This is a genomic window from Streptomyces sp. NPDC053079, assembly GCF_044546695.1.
Lineage (GTDB): Bacteria > Actinomycetota > Actinomycetes > Streptomycetales > Streptomycetaceae > Streptomyces.
Genome location: NZ_JBITZJ010000009.1, coordinates 208,479 through 230,169, shown reverse-complemented (window position 1 = coordinate 230,169; position 21,691 = coordinate 208,479). Strand labels below are relative to the sequence as shown.

General features: G+C 73.8%; 21 protein-coding genes. 8 read left to right on the top strand and 13 right to left on the bottom strand.

Features of this window, described 5'->3' with window-relative positions:
* Positions 1-62 precede the first annotated feature (62 nt).
* The 3 genes from ACIGXW_RS30935 to ACIGXW_RS30925 all read left to right on the top strand — a co-directional run bounded on the left by ACIGXW_RS30935 (position 63) and on the right by ACIGXW_RS30925 (position 4,204).
* Positions 63-1,178: an alpha/beta hydrolase-fold protein gene (locus ACIGXW_RS30935; RefSeq protein WP_071966831.1), complete on the top strand. Its 1,116-nt coding sequence runs from the start codon at positions 63-65 to the stop codon at positions 1,176-1,178.
* Between the two features lie 118 nt (positions 1,179-1,296).
* Positions 1,297-2,769 carry a serine/threonine-protein kinase gene (locus ACIGXW_RS30930; RefSeq protein ID WP_399576198.1) on the top strand — a complete coding sequence of 491 codons (1,473 nt, stop codon included), beginning with the start codon at positions 1,297-1,299 and terminating at the stop codon, positions 2,767-2,769.
* 70 nt (positions 2,770-2,839) lie between these two features.
* Positions 2,840-4,204: a DUF6777 domain-containing protein gene (locus ACIGXW_RS30925; protein ID WP_399576196.1), complete on the top strand. Its 1,365-nt coding sequence runs from the start codon at positions 2,840-2,842 to the stop codon at positions 4,202-4,204.
* Here ACIGXW_RS30925 and ACIGXW_RS30920 read toward each other — a convergent pair.
* The 5 genes from ACIGXW_RS30920 to ACIGXW_RS30900 all read right to left on the bottom strand — a co-directional run bounded on the left by ACIGXW_RS30920 (position 4,158) and on the right by ACIGXW_RS30900 (position 9,458).
* Positions 4,158-5,270, bottom strand: coding sequence for a ferritin-like protein (locus ACIGXW_RS30920; RefSeq protein ID WP_399576195.1), 1,113 nt, complete (start codon positions 5,268-5,270; stop codon positions 4,158-4,160). The two genes, ACIGXW_RS30925 and ACIGXW_RS30920, sit on opposite strands and share 47 nt — an antisense overlap.
* A complete protein-coding gene (locus tag ACIGXW_RS30915; RefSeq protein WP_399576194.1) occupies positions 5,267-7,180 on the bottom strand; it encodes a GMC family oxidoreductase in 1,914 nt (637 codons plus the stop codon). Before ACIGXW_RS30915 ends, ACIGXW_RS30920 begins: the two co-directional genes overlap by 4 nt.
* Positions 7,177-7,671, bottom strand: coding sequence for a hypothetical protein (locus ACIGXW_RS30910; protein ID WP_104531795.1), 495 nt, complete (start codon positions 7,669-7,671; stop codon positions 7,177-7,179). Before ACIGXW_RS30910 ends, ACIGXW_RS30915 begins: the two co-directional genes overlap by 4 nt.
* A gap of 114 nt (positions 7,672-7,785) precedes the next feature.
* Positions 7,786-8,727 (bottom strand): serine/threonine dehydratase, encoded by a 942-nt coding sequence (locus ACIGXW_RS30905; protein ID WP_399576405.1) that lies wholly within the window; start codon positions 8,725-8,727, stop codon positions 7,786-7,788.
* Between the two features lie 167 nt (positions 8,728-8,894).
* Complete coding sequence (locus ACIGXW_RS30900) at positions 8,895-9,458, bottom strand: TetR/AcrR family transcriptional regulator (protein WP_399576193.1); 564 nt, start codon at positions 9,456-9,458, stop codon at positions 8,895-8,897.
* 105 nt (positions 9,459-9,563) lie between these two features.
* Between ACIGXW_RS30900 and ACIGXW_RS30895 the strand changes: the two genes are divergently transcribed.
* The gene (locus tag ACIGXW_RS30895; protein ID WP_399576192.1) at positions 9,564-10,007 is read left to right on the top strand and encodes a DUF1348 family protein; all 444 of its coding nucleotides are present in this window, start codon (positions 9,564-9,566) and stop codon (positions 10,005-10,007) included.
* On the opposite strand, the gene ACIGXW_RS30890 is transcribed toward ACIGXW_RS30895, so the two are convergent.
* Positions 9,952-10,515, bottom strand: coding sequence for a cupin domain-containing protein (locus ACIGXW_RS30890; RefSeq protein ID WP_399576190.1), 564 nt, complete (start codon positions 10,513-10,515; stop codon positions 9,952-9,954). The two genes, ACIGXW_RS30895 and ACIGXW_RS30890, sit on opposite strands and share 56 nt — an antisense overlap.
* 34 nt (positions 10,516-10,549) lie before the next feature.
* Positions 10,550-11,767: a cytochrome P450 gene (locus ACIGXW_RS30885; protein ID WP_399576189.1), complete on the bottom strand. Its 1,218-nt coding sequence runs from the start codon at positions 11,765-11,767 to the stop codon at positions 10,550-10,552.
* Between the two features lie 192 nt (positions 11,768-11,959).
* On the opposite strand from ACIGXW_RS30885, the gene ACIGXW_RS30880 reads away from it, so the two are divergent.
* A complete protein-coding gene (locus tag ACIGXW_RS30880; RefSeq protein ID WP_399576188.1) occupies positions 11,960-12,991 on the top strand; it encodes a DUF6528 family protein in 1,032 nt (343 codons plus the stop codon).
* A 6-nt stretch (positions 12,992-12,997) separates the two neighbouring features.
* Here ACIGXW_RS30880 and ACIGXW_RS30875 read toward each other — a convergent pair whose 3' ends face one another.
* The 4 genes from ACIGXW_RS30875 to ACIGXW_RS30860 all read right to left on the bottom strand — a co-directional run bounded on the left by ACIGXW_RS30875 (position 12,998) and on the right by ACIGXW_RS30860 (position 16,078).
* A complete protein-coding gene (locus ACIGXW_RS30875; RefSeq protein WP_399576187.1) occupies positions 12,998-14,200 on the bottom strand; it encodes a hypothetical protein in 1,203 nt (400 codons plus the stop codon).
* A gap of 223 nt (positions 14,201-14,423) precedes the next feature.
* A complete protein-coding gene (locus ACIGXW_RS30870; protein WP_399576185.1) occupies positions 14,424-14,819 on the bottom strand; it encodes an SH3 domain-containing protein in 396 nt (131 codons plus the stop codon).
* Between the two features lie 163 nt (positions 14,820-14,982).
* A complete protein-coding gene (locus tag ACIGXW_RS30865; RefSeq protein WP_399576183.1) occupies positions 14,983-15,423 on the bottom strand; it encodes a hypothetical protein in 441 nt (146 codons plus the stop codon).
* 58 nt (positions 15,424-15,481) lie between these two features.
* Positions 15,482-16,078, bottom strand: a complete 597-nt coding sequence (locus ACIGXW_RS30860) for a hypothetical protein (protein ID WP_399576182.1) — start codon at positions 16,076-16,078, stop codon at positions 15,482-15,484.
* Positions 16,079-16,397: 319 nt separating this feature from the next.
* On the opposite strand from ACIGXW_RS30860, the gene ACIGXW_RS30855 reads away from it, so the two are divergent.
* Complete coding sequence (locus ACIGXW_RS30855; protein ID WP_399576181.1) at positions 16,398-17,252, top strand: helix-turn-helix domain-containing protein; 855 nt, start codon at positions 16,398-16,400, stop codon at positions 17,250-17,252.
* Positions 17,253-17,267: 15 nt separating this feature from the next.
* Here the strand turns inward: ACIGXW_RS30855 and ACIGXW_RS30850 are convergent, their stop codons facing one another.
* Positions 17,268-18,254, bottom strand: a complete 987-nt coding sequence (locus ACIGXW_RS30850; RefSeq protein ID WP_071966846.1) for a glycoside hydrolase family 43 protein — start codon at positions 18,252-18,254, stop codon at positions 17,268-17,270.
* Positions 18,255-18,351: 97 nt separating this feature from the next.
* On the bottom strand, positions 18,352-19,374 hold the full coding sequence (gene ligD, locus ACIGXW_RS30845) for a non-homologous end-joining DNA ligase (protein ID WP_399576179.1): 1,023 nt from the start codon (positions 19,372-19,374) through the stop codon (positions 18,352-18,354).
* 80 nt (positions 19,375-19,454) lie between these two features.
* On the opposite strand from ligD, the gene ACIGXW_RS30840 reads away from it, so the two are divergent.
* Both ACIGXW_RS30840 and ACIGXW_RS30835 read left to right on the top strand, forming a co-directional pair.
* Entirely contained in the window at positions 19,455-20,519 is a 1,065-nt protein-coding gene (locus ACIGXW_RS30840) for an ATP-dependent DNA ligase (protein WP_399576177.1), read from the top strand.
* A gap of 130 nt (positions 20,520-20,649) precedes the next feature.
* Positions 20,650-21,681: a glycoside hydrolase family 6 protein gene (locus ACIGXW_RS30835; protein WP_399576176.1), complete on the top strand. Its 1,032-nt coding sequence runs from the start codon at positions 20,650-20,652 to the stop codon at positions 21,679-21,681.
* Positions 21,682-21,691 lie beyond the last annotated feature (10 nt).

Here is a 21,691-nt window from a genome sequence, read left to right as displayed (position 1 = left end):
CCTCACCGGGCCGTACCCCCTCTTCCCTCCCGGAGAACCCACTCCGAAGAGGAGCGACAACCGTGGGCCTTACGTCCCAGACTTTCCTGCTGTTCCTGGTGGTCATCGCCGTCGCGCTGGCCGCCCTCGTGCTGTGGCTGTGGCCACGGGCCGCGAAGAAGGGGATCCCGGCGCTCCTCTCCCGGCTCGGCCTGCTCGCCGTGGCGCAGCTGGGCATCCTGTCGGTGCTGCTCGTCGCGGCGAACAACGAGTTCGGCTTCTACTCCACGTGGAACGAGCTCCTCGGCCGCAACTCCAGCAAGCAGGAGCTGAAGGGCGGCAAGGACGGCAAGCGGCCGCCCGCGCTCGTCGTGAAGGGCCAGGAGTCCGTCGGCCTGGGCCCGAAGGAGAAGGCCGGCCAGGTCGACCGGATCGAGATACGCGGTCCCGTCAGCGGGCTGGGCATGGACGGCTTCGCCTATCTGCCGCCGCAGTACTTCCAGAAGGAGCACGAGAACGACCGGTTCCCCGTGATCGTGGCGATCACCGGGCAGCCCGGCGTCTCCAAGAACCTCATCACCCAGATCAAGGTCCCGCAGGCGGCCTCCCGCGCCATCGTGGCCAAGCAGATCAGGCCGACGATCGTGCTGATGGTCCGGCCGTCGGTCGTGGCGGACCGCGACACCAACTGCACGGACGTGCCGGGCGGCCCGCAGGCCATGACGTTCTTCAACCAGGACCTGCCCATCGCCGTCAACGACGTGTACCGCGCGGACAATTCGCGGGGCGGCTGGGGCGCGGTGGGCAACTCCACGGGCGGGTACTGCGCGCTGAAGGCGGCCATGACCAACCCGGCCCGCTACGGCGCCGCGGCCGGGCTGTCCGCCGACCTCTTCGCGCGCCAGGACCGCGACACCGGTGACCTCTACGCGGGCAACAAGCAGATCAGGAACGAGTCCGACCTGACCTGGCGCCTGGAGCACATGGCTCCGCCGCCGGTGTCCCTGCTCCTGGCCGCCAGCTCGAAGGGCGAGGAGAAGTACTACGAGCCCATGCTGAAGTTCGCGGGGAAGGCCAAGGCGCCGACCAAGGTCGACAAGCTGGTCCGTGAGGAGGGCGGCCACAACTTCCAGACCTGGCGCGAGGAATACCCCGAGGTCCTGCGCTGGCTCGACAAGGAGCTGACCGCCCGCCGCTGAGGCCGCGCGGGGTTTCCCGTCCGGCCGGGAACGGTTTCGGCCACGGCCACGTCCCAGCCAGTGTGGCCCGAATGCGCACGGCTCGGTACGCCGTACGCAGGGGGAGGGGGCGTACGGCATGGACGGGATGGACACCACGCGGCGCAAACCGCTGCTGGCCGGGCGGTACCGGCTCATGGAACAGCTGGGGCACGGCGGCATGGGCGTCGTCTGGCTCGCCATGGACGAGGTGCTCGACCGGGAGGTCGCGGCCAAGGAGGTCCGGGCGCCGGAGCACATGAACGACGAGGACGTCCGGGTGCTGTACGCGCGCCTGAAGCAGGAGGCCCGGGCCGCCGCGCGGGTCGCCCACCCCCATGTGATCACCGTGCACGACGTGGTCGAGCAGGAGGGCCGCCCCTGGATCGTCATGGAGCTGGTGCGCGGCCAGTCGCTGGACAAGGTGCTCCGGCAGGAGGGCGTGCTCCAGCCCAAGGAGGCGGCCAGGATCGGCGCGCAGGTGCTGCAGGCGCTGCGCGCCGCCCACGCCGTGGGGGTGCTGCACCGCGACGTCAAGCCGGCGAACGTCCTGCTGGAGGCCGGGGGCCGGGTGGTGCTCACCGACTTCGGCATCGCCGTCATCGAGGGCGCCGGCACCCTGACGCGCACCGGCGACCTGGTCGGCTCCGCCGAGTACCTGGCCCCGGAGCGGGCCACGGGCCGTCGCCCGGGCATCCCCTCCGACCTGTGGTCGCTGGGCACCCTGCTGTACGTGGCGGTGGAGGGGGTCTCCCCGTTCCGCCGGGGCGACGCGCTCAGCACGCTGCGGGCCGTGGTCGACGACGAGCCCGCGGCGCCCCGGCGGGCCGGGCCGCTGACGCCGGTGCTGGAGGGGCTGCTGCGCAAGGACCCGGAAGCCCGCATGGGCTCGGCGGAGGCCGAGCAGCTCCTCGACCGGGTCGCCGCCGGCCTGCTCACGGAGGAACCGCCCGGGTACGTCCGCACCGCCCTCGACGAGCGGGTGCGCCACCCGGACCCCGGACGGCCGCTGACGGTACCCGACACGCCGACACCGACACCCACGCCCGTACCGACACCGACACCGACGCCCTCACCTGCGCCGAGGCCCACGCCGACGCCGGAACCCGGGCCCGTCGTGGGGCGCTCCGCGGGGACGCCGTCCGTCAACGTGCCGGTCGGGCTGCAGCAGGGCGGCCTGGCGACTCCCCTTCTCGCTCCGGGCCCGGGAGGGTCCGCCGCGTCCGTCGGGTATCCCGTGCGTCCGCTGCCGCACCCCGGGACGGGGCCGGAGCCCGGCCCGGAGCCACGGCCGCGGACGGCGGTGTGGATCGTGGCGGCCGTCGTCGCGCTGGTCCTGCTCGCCGGTGGGGCCGCGGCCCTGTTCGCCCTGCGCGACAACAGCGGCTCGCAGCCGGGCGACAACCCGGGCGGCGGCCCCACGGGGGTGGCCACGCCCGGGCAGACGGAGGACACGTCCGAGCCGGCGACCCCCGGACCCACCACGGACCCCACCACGGACCCGACCACGGGTCCGAGCACCGACCCGACGGGGTACGCCAGTTGCGGCAGCGGCTGGGTGACCTCGTGCTAGCGCGTACGGACTGAACCGTCGGAATTCGTGAACCGGCTATCGGGGGGTGTGCGCTGTGAGGCGCGAACGGATGAGGATCGTCTCCCTGCTGGCCGTCTGCGCGCTGCTGGGCGGCGCGGGGGCGGCGGGCTGTTCGAAGGCTTCGAAGAAGATGGTCGCCGAGATAGCCCTGGAAGCCGCGGGGGTGATCGCGCCGGGTGCGTTCATACCGGCGCCGGGCACCGATCTGCAGGGGGTCAAGGCGCTGCCCCGCAGCGGTGAGAAGGCGGCCGAGGCCCGGGGGGTCATCGGCGGGACCCCGGGCAAGACCCGCTGCGACAAGAGCAAGCTGGTCACCGAGCTCCTGCGCGACCCCGCCAAGGCGGCGGCCTGGGCCAAGATCCGGAAGATCCCCGTCGACAAGATCGAGGAGCACGTCAAGGGCCTGAGCGAGGGCCATGTGCTCGTGGACACCCTGGTCAGGAACCACAATTACCAGGGGGACGGCAAGACGGTCTCGTATCTGTCCGTCGTCCAGGTCGGTACCGCGCTGCTCTTCGACGCGTACCGGAACCCCGCGGTCAAGTGCAACTGCGGCAATCCGCTGCTGCAGCCCGAGAACAACGTCGACCGCATGGCGTCCACGTACACCGGGCAGCACTGGGAGAGCTTCCAGAACTCGCAGGTCACCGTCATCACCGCGAGGCCCCTGGACGAGGGGCCCATGAAGACCCTCCCGCTCGTCGACGCCTACCAGCCCGACAAGGGCTTCGACCGCCCGGTGGGCAGCGACGGCGCGGACGACTCCAAGACCTTCCCGGTGCCCCTGCCGCCCGCCCCCACGCCGTCCCGGTCGGGCTCCGGGGGCGGTTCGGGGAGCCCCTCCGGGACTCCGTCCGACACTCCGTCCGGCACTCCGACTGGAGGGTCATCCTCCGGTTCCCGTCCTCCGTCCAGCGGCGGAACCGCCACCTCCAGGCCGCCCACCACCGCGCCGCCCAGCCCCTCGCGCACGGCGCCGCCGAGGACGGGCTCGCCCATGGTGCCGCCGTCCGTCACGAGCAAGCCGCCGACCCGATCGGCCCCGCCGGTCTCCCAGCCGCCCCCGCGCACGGCCTCGGCGGCACCGCCCGTCCACACGACGTCGGCGCCGCGGCCCCCGAAGACGGCACCTCCCCCGGTCGAACACACCATCGCCCCACCGCCGAGGACGGCGGCACCGCCGGTCGAACACACCGTCGCCCCGCCCCCGAGGACCGCGGCTCCGCCCGTCGAACGTACGGCCGCACCGCCCCCGAGGACGGCGGCGCCCCCGGTGGAACGCACCCTCGCGCCGCCGCCGAGGACGGCCGCGCCGCCGGTCGAGCGCACCGTCGCCCCGCCGCCCAGGACCGCGGCTCCGCCGGCCGCTACCGCGCCAGGGCCGCCCGCGCCCGCTCGAAGTGCCGGTCAGTGACCTCGTAGGTCGGGCTCGCGTACAGGCCCCGCGCGCTCTTCGCGGGGTCCGGGTGCGGATTGCGGTACAGCCGCTCGGCGAGGTCCCGCAGCCGCAGCATCACCGGCGCCGCGGCCCCGACCTCGGCCGGGGCGCCGGTGAAGGCGTGCTCGAGGACGCACAGCAGCTGGGCGTACACCTCGTTGAACTCCTCGGCGGCCCGCCGCACGGCGCTGCCGCGTGGGTAGTGAGCCACCTTGGCCTCGGGGTCGATGGGGTGGACGTCGCGCCAGGCGACCTCCACGACGGGGCCGGTCGGCCCCGTGGCGGGGGTGTCGTGCGGCCCGTAAGCGCGTTGCTGGAGGAGCTCGTTGAACCGGAAGTAGTGCGCGGGCTCCCTGGCTTCGCCGAAGATCTGGTCGTCGGAATCGAAGACGGTCATGCTCACGCCCTCGCCCTGTTCGGTGATGACCTTCAGCGCCTTGAGCGCGGAGGCCAGGCCGGTGACCGCGAAGACCTCGCCGCCGGAGTTGTAGAAGTGCTCGGGACCCACCTGCCGGGCCCGGTCGCCGCTGAAGAGCCGCCGCTCCCCCAGCTCCGCCGTCAGCCGCAGCACCCCCTCGCGGATGGTGTCGTAGAACTGCCCGATGGAGGTCCAGCCCTCGTCCCCGGCCGCCGAGGGGTGACCCGGCGGCCCGGTCAGGTACTCGGGCTGCTCGATGCGCAGGAAGGTCTCCAGAGCCTCGGTCCCGAAGTGGCGCAGGGCGACGGTGATGCGGTCCCTGCTGTAGGGCAGCTGGGCGGGGTAGCCGGTGACGAACTGCGAGTTCGCCACCAGCGGCGTGCCGTCGACCGCGTTGAGGAGGTTGGCGACGAGCGTCATGTGCAGCATCTCTTCGAGCACGACGGCCCGGATCGCGTAGAAGGCGGGCCGGTTGGTGCCGGCCCGCAGCGTGTACATGGCCGTCAGATAGGGCGGGACGGTCAGGTGTTCCAGCGCCAGCGCGGCCTGCAGGAACAGCTGCAGGTCCGCACGGTCGCGCGGCACCCGGAACGGTGGCTCCCGGAGCACGGAGGGCGCGGTCATGACCGTCCCTCCCGCTGCCGGGCGGCCGCGACGGGGCGGACGGACCTGGGGCGGTGCAGCTCCCTGAGGTCACGGTGGATCTGTTCGCAGCTGCGCAGCGCGAGGGCGGCCATGGTGAGCGAGGGGTTGGAGGTGCCCATCGAGGGCATACTGCCGCAGCCGACGGCGTACAGGTTGGGATGGTCCCAGCAGCGCTGCCACTGGTCGACCACGGAGGTGGCGGGGTCCTCGCCCATGATGTGCGTGCCGGCGCCGTGGCCCGCGCCCTGGTAGACGAAGTCGCGGTCGGCGTGGCGGAACCAGCCGGGGGCGAGGGGGCCGGGGGCATAGGCGGTGTGGTCCTCGGCGCCGAGCAGCCGGAAGATCTGGTCGGAGACGGCCTTCGCGGCGGCCATGCCGCGCTTGACGCGGTCGGACAGGTCGTAGGTGATGACGGGCCGGGGGTTGCCGAGCCGGTCGCGCACGCCCGGGTCGACGGTGACGCGGTTACGGCTCTCGGCGTCCTGTTCCATGGCGAACTGCAGGCAGAACTGGCGGCCGACGTCGCGGGCCAGCGCCTCGCGCAGCCGGCGTCCGAAGAGGCCCTTGCCGCGCGGCTGGTCGGAGTCGGCGCCCATGCCGAGCAGCCGGGCGACGTCGCTGCCCGGTGAGCCGACCGGCCAGCTCCAGCCCCAGTTGGCGATCTCGATGCGGAAAGGCGCGCGGGTCCTGCGGGCGGGACCGGCGCGGAAGTTCTCCAGGCCGGAGGTGGAGCCGGGGCCGCGGAAGGGGCCCACCGGATGGTCGAGCAGCCCCCAGGTGAGCAGGGTGGGGTGGTCCATGAGGTTGCGTCCCACCTGGTCGCTGCTGTTGGCGAGCTTCGAGACGAGGAGCAGCTTGGCGTTCTCGATGGAGTGGGCGGCGAGGACGACGATGTCCGCCTCGGCGGTGCGGGTGGTGTGCACGGGGGCGGCCGGGTCGTCGTAGCACTGGTACTCGACGCCGAAGACACGGCCGCCGCCGGTGGCGAGGACCCGGCTGACGACGGCGTGGGGGACAAGCGTGACCCGGTGGCTCCAGGTGGCCTGGGTCTTGAGGGGGTTGTACTTGGCCTGGACGGGACAGATGGGGACGCAGGAGGCGTTGCCGACGCAGCGTTCGCCGTAGTTGGGCAGGCCCGCCGCGCCCGCGGGGCGGTGGCCGGCGCCGCCGTCGTAGCGCGGGTCGGGGGTGCTGTTGCGGGCGTGCGGGGTGGTGACCACGCGCAGGGTGGTGGCGGGCGCGTCCGGGCTCTCGTGGACGGTGGCGCCGTCGAGCCGGGCGGCGAGCACCCGGTCGAGGTAGGTGCGGGGGATCTCGTGCATCGGGTAGACGTAGCCGGGCGGGAAGGGCAGCCCGAGGGCGTCGCGTTGCTCTGCGGCGTCGCCGGCCGCGCCCAGGAGGCGCTCGGCCGCGCGGTAGTGGCTCTCCAGGTCGTCGTAGCCCAGCGGCCAGTCCCGGCCGTAGCCGTAACGGCTCCGGGTGGCGAAGTCGTCGGGGAGCATGCGCGGCACCAGGCCCATCCAGTGCAGGGCGGTGCCGCCGGTGGCGCGCAGGTAGTCGCTGGCGTAGGGCAGGGCGCCGTTCTGGACGAAGTAGCCGTTCGCCCGGTAGCCGCCGGCCGGCAGGCCCACCAGGTCGAGGACGTCCGGGGAGGGGGCGGCGGCGTTGGGCCGGTAGGGCGCGTTGGGGACCTTGGCGAGCGCCCCGTAGTAGGTGTTCATCGCGTCGAGGTGGCCCGGCCAGGTGTCCAGGGTGCGGGTGCCGGCCTCCAGGACCAGGACGCGCCAGCCCTGGTCGCCCAGCTGTTTGGCCACGAGGGAGCCGGCGAGGCCGGCGCCGGCGACGATCACGTCGTAGCGGTCCGCGCCGGGTCGCGGTGCGGCGCTCACGCGGCGCCCTGCGCGGGCCGGGCCGGGGCGCCGGGCGGCGGGGCGGCCCAGGTGCCGTGACCGGGCGCCTTCGCGCCCGGGGGGTGGCCGTGGAAGGTCCGCCAGACCAGGCCCTCGGTGTACGCCTCGGGAGAGACCACGAACGCGGTGTTGGCGTGCTCCCGGCCGAGCGCGGCGTGCACGGGCCGGGAGAGCTGCGGCCAGACGCCCAGGTACCACAGGTGCGTGACGGCCCGGGCGATGTCGCGCGAGGTCGCGTCGGCGAGGCCGTCGGGGTCTCCCCCGGCGGCGGCCAGATCGTCGATGAAGCGGCCCACGGCCGCCCGCCCCACCTGGGCGAGGGTGGTGTCGTGGTAGAGCCGGACCAGGCCGGTGGCCCGCAGGTCGAACTCCTCGAACCCGGTCAGCCGTACGGAGATGGCGACGAACCCCGCGCACTCCCCGGGATCTTCGACGGGCTCGGGCGGCGACGCCGTGTGCTCGGTATCCATCCTGTCTCCCCCATCTGCGTGACTGCCGCATTTCTACCGGAGAGTCCGCAATGAGTGAAGGGCCTTGAACGCCTTCACCTCCGGGGGTGTTGCCGGGGCCGGACGGGTGGTCCGCTAGCGCTGCACGAGGTCGCTGGGGTCGGTGTTGGCGCCGCAGACGACCACGGCCACGGTCTCGTCCGCCGCGGGGACATAGGCACCGCGCTCCCCCGCCCCGACGGCCGCGAGGGCGGTGGCGCCCGCGTGTTCGACGGCGAGCCGGCGGTCGTCCCACAGCGTCTGGCGGGCGCGGACGATCTCGCTGTCGGGTACGAGCACGGACGTCACGCTCCCGTCCTGCGCGGCGGCCAGCGCGGCCGCGGACACCCGTCGGGCCCCGAGCGCGTCGGCGGCGACGGAGTCGACGGCCACGTCCACGACCTTCCCGGCGCGCAGCGCGGCGTTCAGGGCGCGGCAGTTCTCGGGCTCGACGGCGACGGTCCGAACGCCGTGGTGGCGGGCGGCGGTGGCCACGCCCGCGAAGAGCCCGCCCCCGCCGACGGCGACGACGACGGTGTCCAGGCCGGGGACCCGCTCCCGGATCTCGTCGAGCAGGGTGCCCGCGCCGGCCGCGATCAGCGGGTGGTCGTAGGCGTGGCTGGCCAGGGCGCCGGTCTTCGCGGCGAACTCCTCGCAGGCGGCCAGGGCCTGGGCGTACTCGGTGCCGACCAGGCGCACGTCGGCGCCGTAGCCGCGGAGCTTGGCGACCTTGACGTGCGGGGCGTTCTCGGGGAGGAACACGGTCGCCCGCACGCCCAGGAGCCGGGCGGCCCACGCGCAGGCCAGTCCGGCGTTGCCGCCCGAGGCGATGGTCACCCCGGCCGGCGGCAGGGTGCCCGCCTCGCGGTGCGCGGCCAGGAAGTTGTGGGCGCCGCGGGCCTTGAACGAACCGGTGTGCTGCATCTGCTCGAGGGCGAGCCAGCGGTGGGGGCCGGCGGGGGTGACGACGACGGGGCGGGTGTGGCCGTCCAGGCGGGTGGCGGCGCGCCGGACGTCGTCGTAGGTGAGGCGGTACACGGGCTGCTCCTTGGGGCGGTCGGATGACACGACTGGGTTTCCAGTGTTGATCTTGCCCCGGCCCCGCCCTTTCACCGTTTCTTGTCCTCAATCGCCGGACGGGCTCAATTTGAGCCCGTCCGGCGATTGAGGACCGGGGGTCCGGGGGCGGAGCCCCCGGCACGAGCCTAGGCAGCGGCATCCAGCAGCGCTCGCGCCGCCTCCCGCGCATCGGCGGCCGCGCCCGCGTCCCCGGTGAGGGCCGCCGTCGTGATCGCCCCCTCGGCGAGCAGCACGAGAGGAGCGGTCAGCCGCCCCGGCGCCCCCGCTTCCGCGACGAGTTCGCCCACGTACGCGCGGAACGCCTCCTTGTGCGCCCGCGCCGCCTCGGCCACGGCCGGCACCGTGGCGCCCAGTTCCCCGAAGGAGTTGACGAACGCGCAGCCGCGGAAGCCGGGTTCGGCGAACCACAGTCCGAGCCAGTCGTAGACCGCCAGGAGACGCTCGCGGCCGGCGGGCCGGGCGCCGGCGTGGCGGGCCAGGGCCGCGCGCCAGCGCTCGTCGCGGCGGCGCAGGTACGCCTCCACGAGCGCGTCCTTGGACGGATAGAGCTGGTAGAGGCGCTTGAGGGAGACCCCGGAGGCGCTGCGGACGGCGTCCATGCCCACGGCCTGCAGGCCCCGGGCGTAGAAGAGCTCCTCGGCCGCGTCGAGCACCCGGGCCCCGGCCTCCGCCCGCACGGCTGTGTCCATGGCGCCTTCTCCCTTGCCTGTTGCGTGAGAACGATCGTTCTCCTACGCTACAGCACATCACCGGAGAACGATCGTTCTCCGCTCCGCACGGACCAGGGGAGAGTCATGTCCGAGAGCAAGCCGCCGTTCCCGCCGTTCACCGCCGACACCGCCCTGGCGAAGGTCCGGGCGGCCGAGGACGCCTGGAACAGCCGCGACCCCGAGCGCGTGGCCCTCGGCTACACCGAGGACTCCCAGTGGCGCAACCGCGACGTCTTCCTGACCGGCCGCGCCGAGATCGTCCGGTTCCTGCGCGACAAGTGGGAGCGCGAGCTCGACTACCGGCTGCGCAAGGAGCTGTGGGCCTTCTCCGGGGACCGCATCGCCGTGCGCTTCGCCTACGAATGGCACGACGCCGACGGCCAGTGGTACCGCAGCCACGGCAACGAGAACTGGGAGTTCGACGCCCGCGGCCTGATGCGCCGCCGCTACGCCAGCATCAACGACCTGCGCATCACGCCCGGGGAGCGGCGCCTCCACCTGCCGGAGGGGTCATCCGCAGTGGTGTGAGCTGTTCGATGTCGTAGCGCTCGCGCAGCTTGGCCACGGCCTCCTCGTCCACGTGCGGACCGGAGTTGAGGATGTCGAAGAGCTCCTCGAAGTAGCGCTCGTGGTCGGGCGGCGGCGACGCCTGGAAGAACATCCGGGCGGGCTCGCCGGTGGGGTTGGCGAAGGCGTGCGGACAGCCGGGCGGCACGACGATCACGGTGCCGGCGGCGGCCCGCACGCACCGCTTGCCCGTCGGGGACTCCCACTCGCGCCAGTTCTGACGGGTGCGGATGCGCGGCTCGAAGGCGAGGACGTCGAGCTCGCCCTCGAGGACGTAGAACAGCTCCTCGCTGCGGGTGTGCAGATGGGCGCCCACGTCGAAGCCGGGCGGTACGACCACTTCGAAGCTGGAGGCGGCTCTGGAGTGCTCGCCGGTCACCTTGAAGGTCACGTGCTGGGCGGGCGTGTGCAGGATCCGGCCCCCGCCGGGGGGTACGACCAGGCCGTCGGGGGCGCTCAGAAGCGTCATGGTGCGGGGCCTTTCGGGGCGGCCGAGGCGGCGTTCACCAGGTGACGGGCAGGGTCTCCGGCCCCCGGATGAGCGCGCTGCGCTGCCACCGGATCTTGTCCAGGGGCTCCGCGAGGCGCAGGTCGGGGAAGCGGTCGAGGAGGTTGGAGAGGATGACCTCGGACTCCAGCCGGGCCAGCATCGAGCCCAGGCAGAAGTGCGGTCCGTGCCCGAAGGACAGGTGCGGATTGTGCTTGCGGTCGAAGTCGAGCTCGTCCGGGCGCTCGAAGACCTCGGGGTCGCGGTTGGCCGTCAGGTAGGAGGAGTGCACGACCTCCCCGGCCCGGATCAGCACGCCGCCGACCTCGACGTCCTCGGTGGCGACGCGCGCGAGCCCGACGGCGTTGCGGTGCGGGATGTAGCGCAGCAGCTCCTCGATGGCCTGCGGCAGCAGTTCGGGCTCCGCGCGCAGCCGGGCCAGCTCCCGGGGGTGGGTGAGCAGGGCGTAGACCATGTTGCCGCTGTTGTTGCGCACGGCGTGGGCGGCGCTGGCCTGGATGAGCAGCGCGATGGCGACGGCCTCCTCGATGCTGAGCTCGCCCTCCAGCGTGGCCTCGGCGAGGTAGCCGATCAGGTCGTCGCTGACCTCGGCGCGGCGGCGCTCCAGCAGCTCGGTGAAGTAGGCCGCCATCCCCGTCTTGGCGCGCTCGCTCTCCTCCCGGCCGTAGCCGGCCGACAGCAGGATGTTCGTCCACTCCGCCATCTGCGGCCGGTCGTGCGCGGGGACGCCCATCACGTCGCTGATCACGGCCAGGGGCAGGGGACCGTGCAGATGCTCCATCAGGTCCGCGGGCGGCCCCTCCTGCTCCATCTCGTCCAGGAGTTCGTCGGCGGCCCGCTGGGCCGCGGGGCGCAGCCGCTCCAGGCTGCGCGCGGTGAAGGCCCGTGCGACGGCCTTGCGCAGCCGGGTGTGCTCGGGCGGGTCGGCGAAGCCCACCGCCTCGTCGAGCGGGATGAAGTGCGGGGCGAGCCGGGTGATCGGGCGGCCGAGCACCGCCTGCCGGCTGAAGCGGGGGTCGGACGTGACGAACTTGACGTCCTCGTACCGGGTCACGAACCAGGCGTGGCCCTCCCCGTTGGGCAGCTTGATCCGGGAGATCGGCTCCTCGTGCAGCCGTTCGGCCATGAAGGGGTCGAAGTCCAGGCCCCGTAGGTCCGGCACGTCCCAGAAACGCACGGGGAACTGCTCTGATACGGATTCCGTCGTCGTCATCGGCTGCACACCCACCCTGCCTTTGAGCGCTTTTGTCCCGAAGTCAAACTCCCCCCGAACGCGTGTGAGCAGCGCGCCACGCCGCCGAATTCACCCGTCCGGCCCAGCATCCGGGCCGGGGCGCCACCCGTTCGCCTGACACGCGGGCGTGGCGTCGCGGCCCGGCGCGGTGCGCGGCCGACGCTGTGCGGCGTGCGTGGACCTAGGGGTGGCAGAGCCCGCGTGGGCTCGGTGGTGGGGCGGTCGCTGGCCGCCGTCCTCGCGGTGCTGATGACCGCGACGAGCGGCGTGGCGACCGCCGGGGAGCGGAGCGGGACGACGTGGGCGGGTGCGGCGCCGGCCTCGCCGATCGTGGCGGCCGACCAGGCGACGCGGGCCGTGTACGTGCTCGACGCGCGGCAGGCGAGCTGGGACGCCGGGAGCGACGACCCCGGGGTGCTGTGGTCCTTCAGCGCCGACGGCCGGGCGGGCCTGGAGGACCTGCGCCCGGACGTGACGTGGACCAATCCGAGCGAGGCGAAGGTCCGGGACCTGGACGGCAGGCGGTATCTGCTGGTGACGGCCTCCGGAGGACTGGCCGCCGTGGTGGGCTATCCCGGCCGCGCCGTGTACTGGGCGGCCGACACCGGCACGGGCAACGCGCACAGCATCGACCTGCTGCCCGACGGCAACGTCGCCGTGGCGGTCAGCACGGGCGGGTACGTACGGCTGTACGCCGCCTCCACCGGCTCGCGGGCCACGGAGCACGCGCAGGTGTCGCTGGCCGGGGCCCACGGAGTGCACTGGGATCCGCGGACCCGGCTGCTGTGGGCCCTGGGCAGCCGGCAGCTGGTCGCCCTGCAGGTCGGCGGTACGCCCGAGGAGCCGGAGCTGAGCGTGGTGCGGCGGGTGACGCTGCCCAGCCGGGGCGGGCACGACCTGGCCCCCGTGCTGGGGAGCCGGGGGCGGCTGTGGGTGACCACCGCCTCGGCGGTGTACCAGTACGCGACGTCCGACCGGGAGTTCGTGTCGTACCCCCTCCAGTCCAGGATCAGCGGCCCGGGCGTCAAGAGCGTCGGCGACGACCCGGCCAGCGGGCAGGTGCTGGTCGCCCGGCCCGATCCGGGCAACCCCTGCACCTGGTGCACCGACCGGCTGTTCCTGTACCGCCCGGACGGCACGCGCACGCTCCTGCGCGGCGGGATGTACAAGGCCCGCTGGTGGACGGCCGACCGCGGGCGGTGAGGGCGCTCAGCGGGAGACCGTGGGCGGCGCCTCCTGCAGGCGCGCGCGGACGTCGGCGGCGGCCTCGACGCTGTCGGGCACCTGCTCCCACAGGGCGAGCAGGGCGGGCGCCAGCCGGGGCGCCCGCTCACCGCTGTGCTGCCAGCAGTAGTGGGCCCGCCTGAGCGCCGCGAGCGCCTCGGCGTCGGCGGGGCCGCCCCGGGCCAGCCGGGTGGAGGCGGCCGACATCCACAGCTCGGCGGCGCGCGGGTGGTCGCCGGCGAGGCGGGCGAGGTCGGCGCGCACCTCGATCCACAGCCCGGCCTCGGGGCTGTGCGGGCCGTGGCGGCGCAGCGCCTGCTGCTCCCAGGCGGCGGCCATGGCCCCCGCCTCGTTGTGCCGGCCGGCCTGGGCGGCGGCGAGGATGCGCGGCAGCGGGTCTTCCTCCTCGCGCGGCGGCGGGGGTACCGCGGCCGCCGGGGGCGGGCCGGCCGCCACCGGCGGCGCGGGGGCCGCGGGGGCGACGGGTGCGGCGGCGGGCGCCGGTGCCGCCCGGTTGGCGAGGACGGGTCCGCCGGTGCCGGACTGCAGGGCCAGGAAGCCCTCGGGGAGCGAGGCCTGGGTGAGCGCCAGGTGGTGGATCACGGCGGGGTCGAGTGTGGGCCCGGCCGCGGGGTGGCCGACGGACAGGGCGGTGAGGAAGGAGCGGGTGTAGGGCCCGGCCTCCTGCGCGGGCTTGCCTGGAGCGGGGGTGACCACTCCGCAGACCGGCAGGCCCCCGGCCAGGCGCCCGTCGTGGGCGGCGGCCGCCAGGTGCGGCCAGGTGTGGGCGTCGGCCTCGGCGTCGACGAGGAGCAGGGTCGGGCCCGTGTGCTCGCGCAGCGCCCGGGTCAGCCACTCCCAGGGCAGGCCGGTGTAGCGGACCGTGGCGGCGGTGCTCTCGCGCAGCGCCAGGTGCAGTTCCGTGCTCCGCCGGGCCGGGACCATCAGGTGCCCGGTGACCCACACCAGCAGCGGCCCGGGCACCCGGGCCGCGTCCTGGAGGTAGGCGAGGACGCTCTGGGGTCCGGCCATGGCGGGGAGCTGCACCACGTCGGCGGAGGCGGCGGCGAGGAACTGGCGCGGTCCCGCGCCCGCGATGGCGTGCGCGGTGGGGTTCGGCAGGGCGCCCCGCCGCCCGTCGGGGGTGCCGTCGAGCAGCAGGACACAACCATGGGTCGCGTGGTCCAACGCGTTCTTCCTTCCGGCCGAAACGAGAGCCCGTGACGCAACTCTAGGCGCCGGTCCGGGCGGTGCGGCCGCCTTTCCCCACCACTTGCGCCTCCCGACCCCGTTAAATCCGGCATCGGCCCACATAGCCGTACTGGCGGTGGATGCGCGGACGGCGTTCCTGTGGCGCCGGGGGGTCCGGCCCCGTCCGGACCCCCCGGCGCCACGGCCCCGTGACGACCCGTCACCCCACGGCCGCGCGGGTCTCCGGAGCGTCGTCGAGGGCCTTGTGGTTGACGGCCTTGCAGACCGGCACTTCCCCGGTGTTCTCGATGTACTTCGCCGCCACCCAGGTGGCACGGTCCCGCAGCAGGTACCAGACCGGGTTGCCGCCCACGTCCTGCGCGCGGACCTTGCAGCGCAGCGCGGCCTGGCCGTGGAACTTGAGGATGCCTCTCACCGAGGAGTCGGTGCTCGGGTAGGCGCGTTCGACGATCCCCGAGCCGGCGACGACCGTGCCGTAGGGCCGGGTCGGCGGGGCGGCCTGGGCGGGGACGGCGAGCAGGGAGCCGCCGAGGGCGGCGGCCGCGATCACACCGGCCGAGACCTTCCTGCTGCGGATCGCGAATGTACGGAACATGGGAACTCCCTCGATGCGAAGTGGATCACGCATTGCCCAGGTTCCACATGAAATGTCGACCTAAACACAAATCAAGATGACGGCCCGGATGGCCGACCATTCGGCCGCCGGTCGAGGTCGACAAAGATCTTTTCCGCGTCTCCCCACTCCCCCGGTCACGACCTCAGCAGGCGTCGACCCACTTGTGGGAGGAGACGTTGTCGTTCACTTCCTGGCCCTGTCCCGCGCCGTGGTGGTCGTCGAGCCGCTGGACGAGCGCGCCGAACCCGGTCCGGCGGGCGCACCGCGCCTGTCCGGGTGTCGCGTACGGATGGCCCGCCTCCCGCATGCACCGCGCCCAGCCGGCGACGCACCCTTGGTCGCTGCGCTGGATCCTGCCGCCCGAGGGGAGGGTGGCGAGCAGGCCCCTGGGGCGGGGCCCGTTGGCCGCGGCGAGGGCCTGGGGCCGGCGGTGCGGAGGCAGCGACCGGACGTAGAGGCCATTGGGGTCCCGCCGGGCCTCCTCCCGCTCGCGCTCCCGTTCGGCGCGCCCGTAGCCATGGCGTTCCGCCCACGCGGGGTCGTCGAGAACGTAGGGGAACTCCCGGCCGCATACGAAGCGCATGGGGGCTCCGGAAGACATGGTGGTGGGAGAGGGGCCCCGGGAGCCGGGGCCCCCGGGGTCAGCCGGTGATGTTGACCGGGCGGTAGGCGTGGTACCCGTCGCGGCCGTTCACCCCGTAGGAGTGCTGCTTCCAGCGCGTACCGACGCCGCCCGCCTGCTCGTAGGACTTGTAGGCGGTGTGGGCGGCGTTGGCCCAGCCGTCGAAGATGACGACGTGGCGGAAGTCGGCGCTGTCGCTGTTGGCCTTGATGACGAGGTCACCCGGGGCGAGATCCTTCATGGCGATCTGACGGGTGTAGGCCTTCTTCTTGAGCGTCACGGTGTTGGGGCCGGGCGGCGGCAGGCGCAGGGCCATGGAGACGTAGCCGGAGCAGTCCTGCCGGTAGCCGTCCTTCCAGTACCTCTTCTGGCTGTACGGGACGGGGCGGCCGTTGTTGGCGGTCAGCCAGGTCTTCGCCCGCTCCAGGACCTGGGCCCGGGTGAGGGCGGGTGCCGCGGCCGGCGCGACCCGGTGGTGGTCCGCGGGGCGCGTGACGGTGGTGGACGCGGCTGCCGGGGCCGCGGACGTGGACGGGGCGGCCAGGGCCACCGATCCCGCGCAGACGACGGCGGTCAGGGCGGCCATTCTCCAGCGGTTGATCCTGGTGTTGGACATGGTTGTCTCCCGTGTCGGTGAAAGGGGTGATGCGGCGTCCGTACGGCGGGGCGCTGTCGAAGCGCCCGGACATGCCCGGGGCGGTGCGTGGACCGATGCGTAGGCGTCGGCGCTACGGGCGTTGCAGCCCGGGCCTCGGAGCCGGTGATCCGAGTCTGCGGTGGGGACTTCACCCCTCGCAAGAATGTCCCGTTTGCTTCACCAAGGTCGGGATCCCTAGGGTTCTGACCTGCTGGGACAGACTTGTCCCGGGACAGGGACGGTCGTCGGGACCGCCTGCCGGGACAGCGACGGCGTACGTGCGAGGAAGGGGTCGGCGATGGCCGGCGGCGACGAGTCCGGCACCCCGGCGCAGCGGCTGGGAGTCGCGTTACGGGCCCTGCAGCGGCGTTCCGGCCGCACGCTGCGCTCCTTGGAGAGCGAGGTGCCGATCAGCGACTCATCGCTGTCGCGGTACTTCCAGGGAAGAACTGTTCCGCCGTGGGCCGCGGTCCGTGATCTGTGCCGGGCCCTGGGAGCGGACCCGGCGGAGTACCGGGCGTTGTGGGAGGCGGCGGACCGGAGCCAGCCCCGTCCCGCCGACGCGCCCGCCCCCGCCTCCGCACCGGCCCCGGACGCGACGGGTGTGCGCCCGCGAGGGCGGTGGGCACACGCCGCGGCCGGGCTCGTCGGCGGCACGCTGCTCGGCGCGGCGCTCGCGGCGCTCGCCCTCCCGCAGAACTCCGGGGACGCCGGCGGTTCCCGCACGCCGGCGCGGACCCTGGGCAAGGGCGCCGGGACGGTTCCGGATCAGCACAGGGGTCCGTCCGACGCGGTCCGCATCTTCGTCAGCCGGGCCACGGGCGCCTGTCTGGACCACAGCCTGGACAAGCAGTTGCGTTCGTACGCCTGCAACGGCATGAGCTACCAGCGGTGGACGGTCCACCCGTTCCCCGACGGCACCCGGCAGTTGCGCAACCACGCCACGGGCGCGTGTCTGGCCCACGACGACGCGGGGCTGCGGGTCGCTTCCTGCTCCTTTGCCCCGTCGACGGCGCAGTCGTGGTCGCTCACCGCCTCGTCCGACGAGTCCGTCGAGGTCAGAAGCAAGGCGACGGGGCGTTGCCTCGCCGACGGCGTCGCCGGCCTTCAGGCTCTCTCGTGCGACCGCTCGCAACGCCAGAAGTGGGGCTGACGGTGCGGCAAGCGGTCAGTCGCCCCGTACGACGGGCCGGCCGCCGTCGAAGCCGAGCCCGGCCGTGTACACGGCCCGGTAGCGGTGCGGAGGGCCGGGCCGCCAGCCGTGGAAGACGATCCGGTCGCGTCCGTCCGGGCCGGTCACCACGTCCTGGCCACCGGGGCCCCGGACGGTGCCGCCGAGGGAGTCCGTGCTCATCAGGGGCCGCGGGCCCTTGGTGTACGGGCCGGTGAGGCTGTCCGCCAGGGCGTAGCCCGTCGCGTAGGCGTCACCGTCGTAGGAGTTCGCAGAGTAGAACAGCACGTAGTGGCCGCCCCGCTTGACGAGGGTCGGCGCCTCGACGACCTCGCCCTCCCACGGCTGGTCCTGCTTGAGCAGCCGGACGGCCGGGCCCGTGGTGCGGGTCCCGTCCCGGGAGACGGGCTGGAGGTGGAGCCATGTGTCCTTGTGGCAGCAGTTGCCGTCACTCTTCCACAGCAGGTAGCGGCGGCCGTGCTCGGTGAAGCTGGAGGCGTCGATGGCGCCGCCGTCCTCGACGGGGCAGACGAGCGGCCCGTCGCCGGCTGGCGCGAAGGGGCCGTCGGGTGACGGGGACAGCGCGGCACCGACGCACTGTCTGCCGCTGGCCCGGTCCTTGGCGGTGTACTGCAGGGTGAAGCCGTGGCCGTTGGCGTACACCTCCGGCGCCCACACCTTCCCGCTGTCGGGCTCGGCCCAGCGTCCCAGGGCGGGCAGCACGTCGGCTCCGGCGACCGTCCAGTGGACCAGGTCGGTCGATGTGGCGTGCCGGACGTGCTTTCCGTCGCCGTTGGTCGCGTAGGCGTGGTACGTGCGCCCCGCCTTGACGATGTCGGGATCGGGGAAGTCCCGGTCGAGGACCGGTCCGCGGACGGCCACGGCGGCGGCAGCGGGCGAGGCGAGATGCCCGAGGGCGACGACGAAGGCGGCGACGAGCACGAGGAGGCGTTCGAGCCGGTGCGAGGCGGACGGTTGGGGCACGGGCCCGAGTCTGTTCCACCCCGGCGTCCTCGCACGGGCGTGTTCGACGCCCTGCCCTCCCTACGGGGGAACGACCCTACGGGGGAACGACCGGCCGTCAGCCCTCGGTGTCCGGCGGCTTCTTGGCGCGGCTGGGCTGTACGCGCTTGGGCTCGCCCTTCATCTTGGGGTGCTCGGGCGGGTAGGGCAGGTCCCCCAGGCCGTGCTCGCGCTCGTCGCGCGCGGCCAGCTCGAGCGCCGCCTCCAGCCCGCAGGGGCGGGCGTCCATGTCGGCGTGCACATCGCCGACTTCGGCGAACCGGGCCGGCATCGTCGCCAGGTCGAAGTCCTCGGGAACGGCGCTGGGGACCTCGTCCCAGCGCAGCGGCGCGGAGACGGGGGCATGCGGACGCGGGCGCACGGAGTATGCGCTGGCGATGGTGCGGTCGCGGGCGGTCTGGTTGTAGTCGACAAAGATCTTTGTTCCGCGTTCCTCCTTCCACCACGCGGTGGTGATCCGCTCCGGCGCCCGCCGCTCCAGCTCGCGGGCGACGGCGATGGCCGCCCGGCGTACCTGGACGAACGTCCAGTCCGCGGTGATGGGCACGAAGACGTGCAGGCCGCGCCCGCCGGAGGTCTTGGGCCAGCCGGTCAGGCCGAGACCGGACAGCACGTCCCGCAGTTCGAGCGCGGCGCGGACCGCTTCGGCGTAGCCGGTGCCGGGCTGCGGATCGAGGTCGATGCGCAGCTCGTCGGGGTGGTCGGTGTCGGCGCGCCGCACCGGCCAGGGGTGGAAGGTGAGGCAGCCCAGGTTGGCCGCCCACAGGACGGCCGCGGTCTCGGTGGGGCAGATCTCGTCGGCGTAGCGGCCGCTGGGGAAGGCGATGCGGCCGGTGGGGATCCACTCGGGGAGGTTCTTGGGCGCCCGTTTCTGGAAGAAGGACTCCCCCTCCACGCCGTCGGGGTAGCGCTCCAGGGTGGTGGGGCGGTCCTTGAGGGCGCGCAGGATGCCGTCGCCGACGCTGAGGTAGTACCGGGCGACGTCGTACTTGGTGAACCCGCGCTCGGGGAAGTAGACCTTGTCCGGGTGGGACAGGCGTACCGTCCGCTCGCCGACGGTGAGCTCCAGGGTGTCTGCCATGCGTGTCACGTTAGGCCGAACGGGAGGGCGGCGCCCGTCGGCGGGCGCCGCCCGGTCGCCGCCCGCACAATCGAAGGGTCATGGACCTTCCGGTGATGCCTCCCGTGCAGCCGATGCTGGCCAAGCCGGCGGCGGCGATCCCGCCCGGCATGCAGTACGAGGCCAAGTGGGACGGCTTCCGGGCGATCGTCTTCCGCGACGGCGACGAGATCGAGATCGGCAGCCGCACCGGAAAGCCGCTCACCCGCTACTTCCCCGAGCTGGTGGAGACCCTGCTGCGCCAGCTGCCGCCGCGCTGCGTCCTGGACGGGGAGATCGTCATCGCCCGCGGCGGCCGGCTGGACTTCGACGCCCTGCTGGAGCGCATCCACCCCGCCGACTCCCGGGTCCGCCATCTGGCGGAGACGACCCCGGCGAGCCTGATCGCCTTCGACCTGCTCGCGCTGGGCGACGAGTCCTTGCTGGCGACGCCCCAGCGCGAGCGCCGGGACGCCCTGACGGACGCCCTCGGCGGCGCCCGCGACCCGCTCTTCACCGCCCCCGTCACCTACGACCTGGAGGTGGCCCAAGGCTGGTTCGAGCAGTTCGAGGGGGCGGGCCTGGACGGGGTGATCGCCAAGCCGCCGGACCTGCCGTACCTGCCGGGCGAGCGCGCCATGGTGAAGGTCAAGCACGAGCGGACCGCCGATTGCGTCGTCGCGGGGCTGCGGCCGCACAAGAGCGGCCCGGTCGTCGGCTCGCTGCTGCTGGGCCTGTACGACGACGCCGGGCACCTGCAGCACGTGGGGGTCTGCGCCTCGTTCCCGATGCGTCGGCGCCGGGAGCTGATGGAGGAGCTGGAGCCGCTGCGGATGCCGTCCGTGGCCGGACACCCCTGGGAGCAGTGGGCCAGCGCCGAGGCGCAGGCCGCCGGCCGGCTGCCGGGCGGCCCCAGCCGCTGGACCGGCAAGAAGGACCTGTCCTGGATCGCGCTCCGCCCCGAGCGCGTGGTGGAGGTTGCCTACGACCACATGCAGGGCGACCGCTTCCGGCACACGGCCCAGTTCCGCCGCTGGCGCCCCGACCGGGAGCCGCGGCAGTGCACGTACGCGCAGCTGGAGGAGCCGGTCGGCTACGACCTGGCGCAGGTCCTCGGCACTGCCTGACACTGCGTCAGCACAGCCCTCCCCTCGGAGCAACCCCGACCCCCGTACGGGGCAGCGGAGCAGGAACTGACGGGACGCCACATCCCGGTGCGGGGAGACATTCCGACACCCGGTGGGAGAGGTGGTGCTCATGGCAAGGTCTCGTACGACCCGCTTCGCGGGCGGCGCGCGGCGCGGTGCCGCCCTACTGGCAGGCGCGTGCGCCGTGTGCCTGCCGCTCGGCGCGGGGGCCGCGACGGCCTCGAACGTCACCGACGGTCCGGTGTCCCCCTTCTGGGCCGAGCCGGCCAACCGGCCCGCCAAGCAGGCGCGGATCTGGCAGGAGCGGGGGCGCGACGAGGACGCGCAGGCCGTGCGGCGCATCGCGGAACAGCCCACTGCCGTCTGGATGACGAGCGAGGACCCGGTGCGGCAGGTCTCCGCGGTCGTCGAGGAAGCCGAACGCGCCGGCCGCATCCCCGTCCTGGTGGCGTACAACGTCCCGCACCGCGACTGCGGCCAGTACTCCTCGGGCGGCGCGCGCGACGCCGCCGCCTACCGGGCGTGGGTGGCCCGCGCCGCGGCCGGCATCGGCGAGCACCGGGCCTGGGTGGTCCTGGAGCCCGACGCGGTGGCGCAGTGGGCCACGGGCTGTCTGCCGGCGGAGGCGAAGGAGGGGCGGCTCGGGCTACTGGCCGACGCGGTACGGGCGTTCAAGGAGCGGCGGGGCACCTCGGTGTACATCGACGCCGGCAACCCGGGCTGGATCTCCGACCAGCAGCTGCTGGCCGACGCGTTGCGCAAGGCGGGGATCGGCGAGGCGGACGGCTTCGCGCTCAACGTCTCCAACTTCCACACCACGCCCGTCACCCTCGACTACGGCGGCCGGCTCTCGGACCGGCTGAACGGCGCCCACTTCATCATCGACACCAGCCGCAACGGCAATGGCCCGCTGCCGCCCGCGCCGCCCGGCTCGGGGGACGAGTCGTGGTGCAACCCGCCGGGCCGGGCGCTGGGTACGCCCCCCACGACGGCGACGGGCGACCCACGCGTCGACGCCTTCGTCTGGATCAAGCGCCCCGGCGAATCGGACGGCACCTGCCGGGGCGCGCCGCAGGCCGGCCGCTGGTGGTCGGAGTACGCGCTGGGTCTGGCGACGACGAGGCCCGCCCCCACCCGGTGACCGCCGGCCG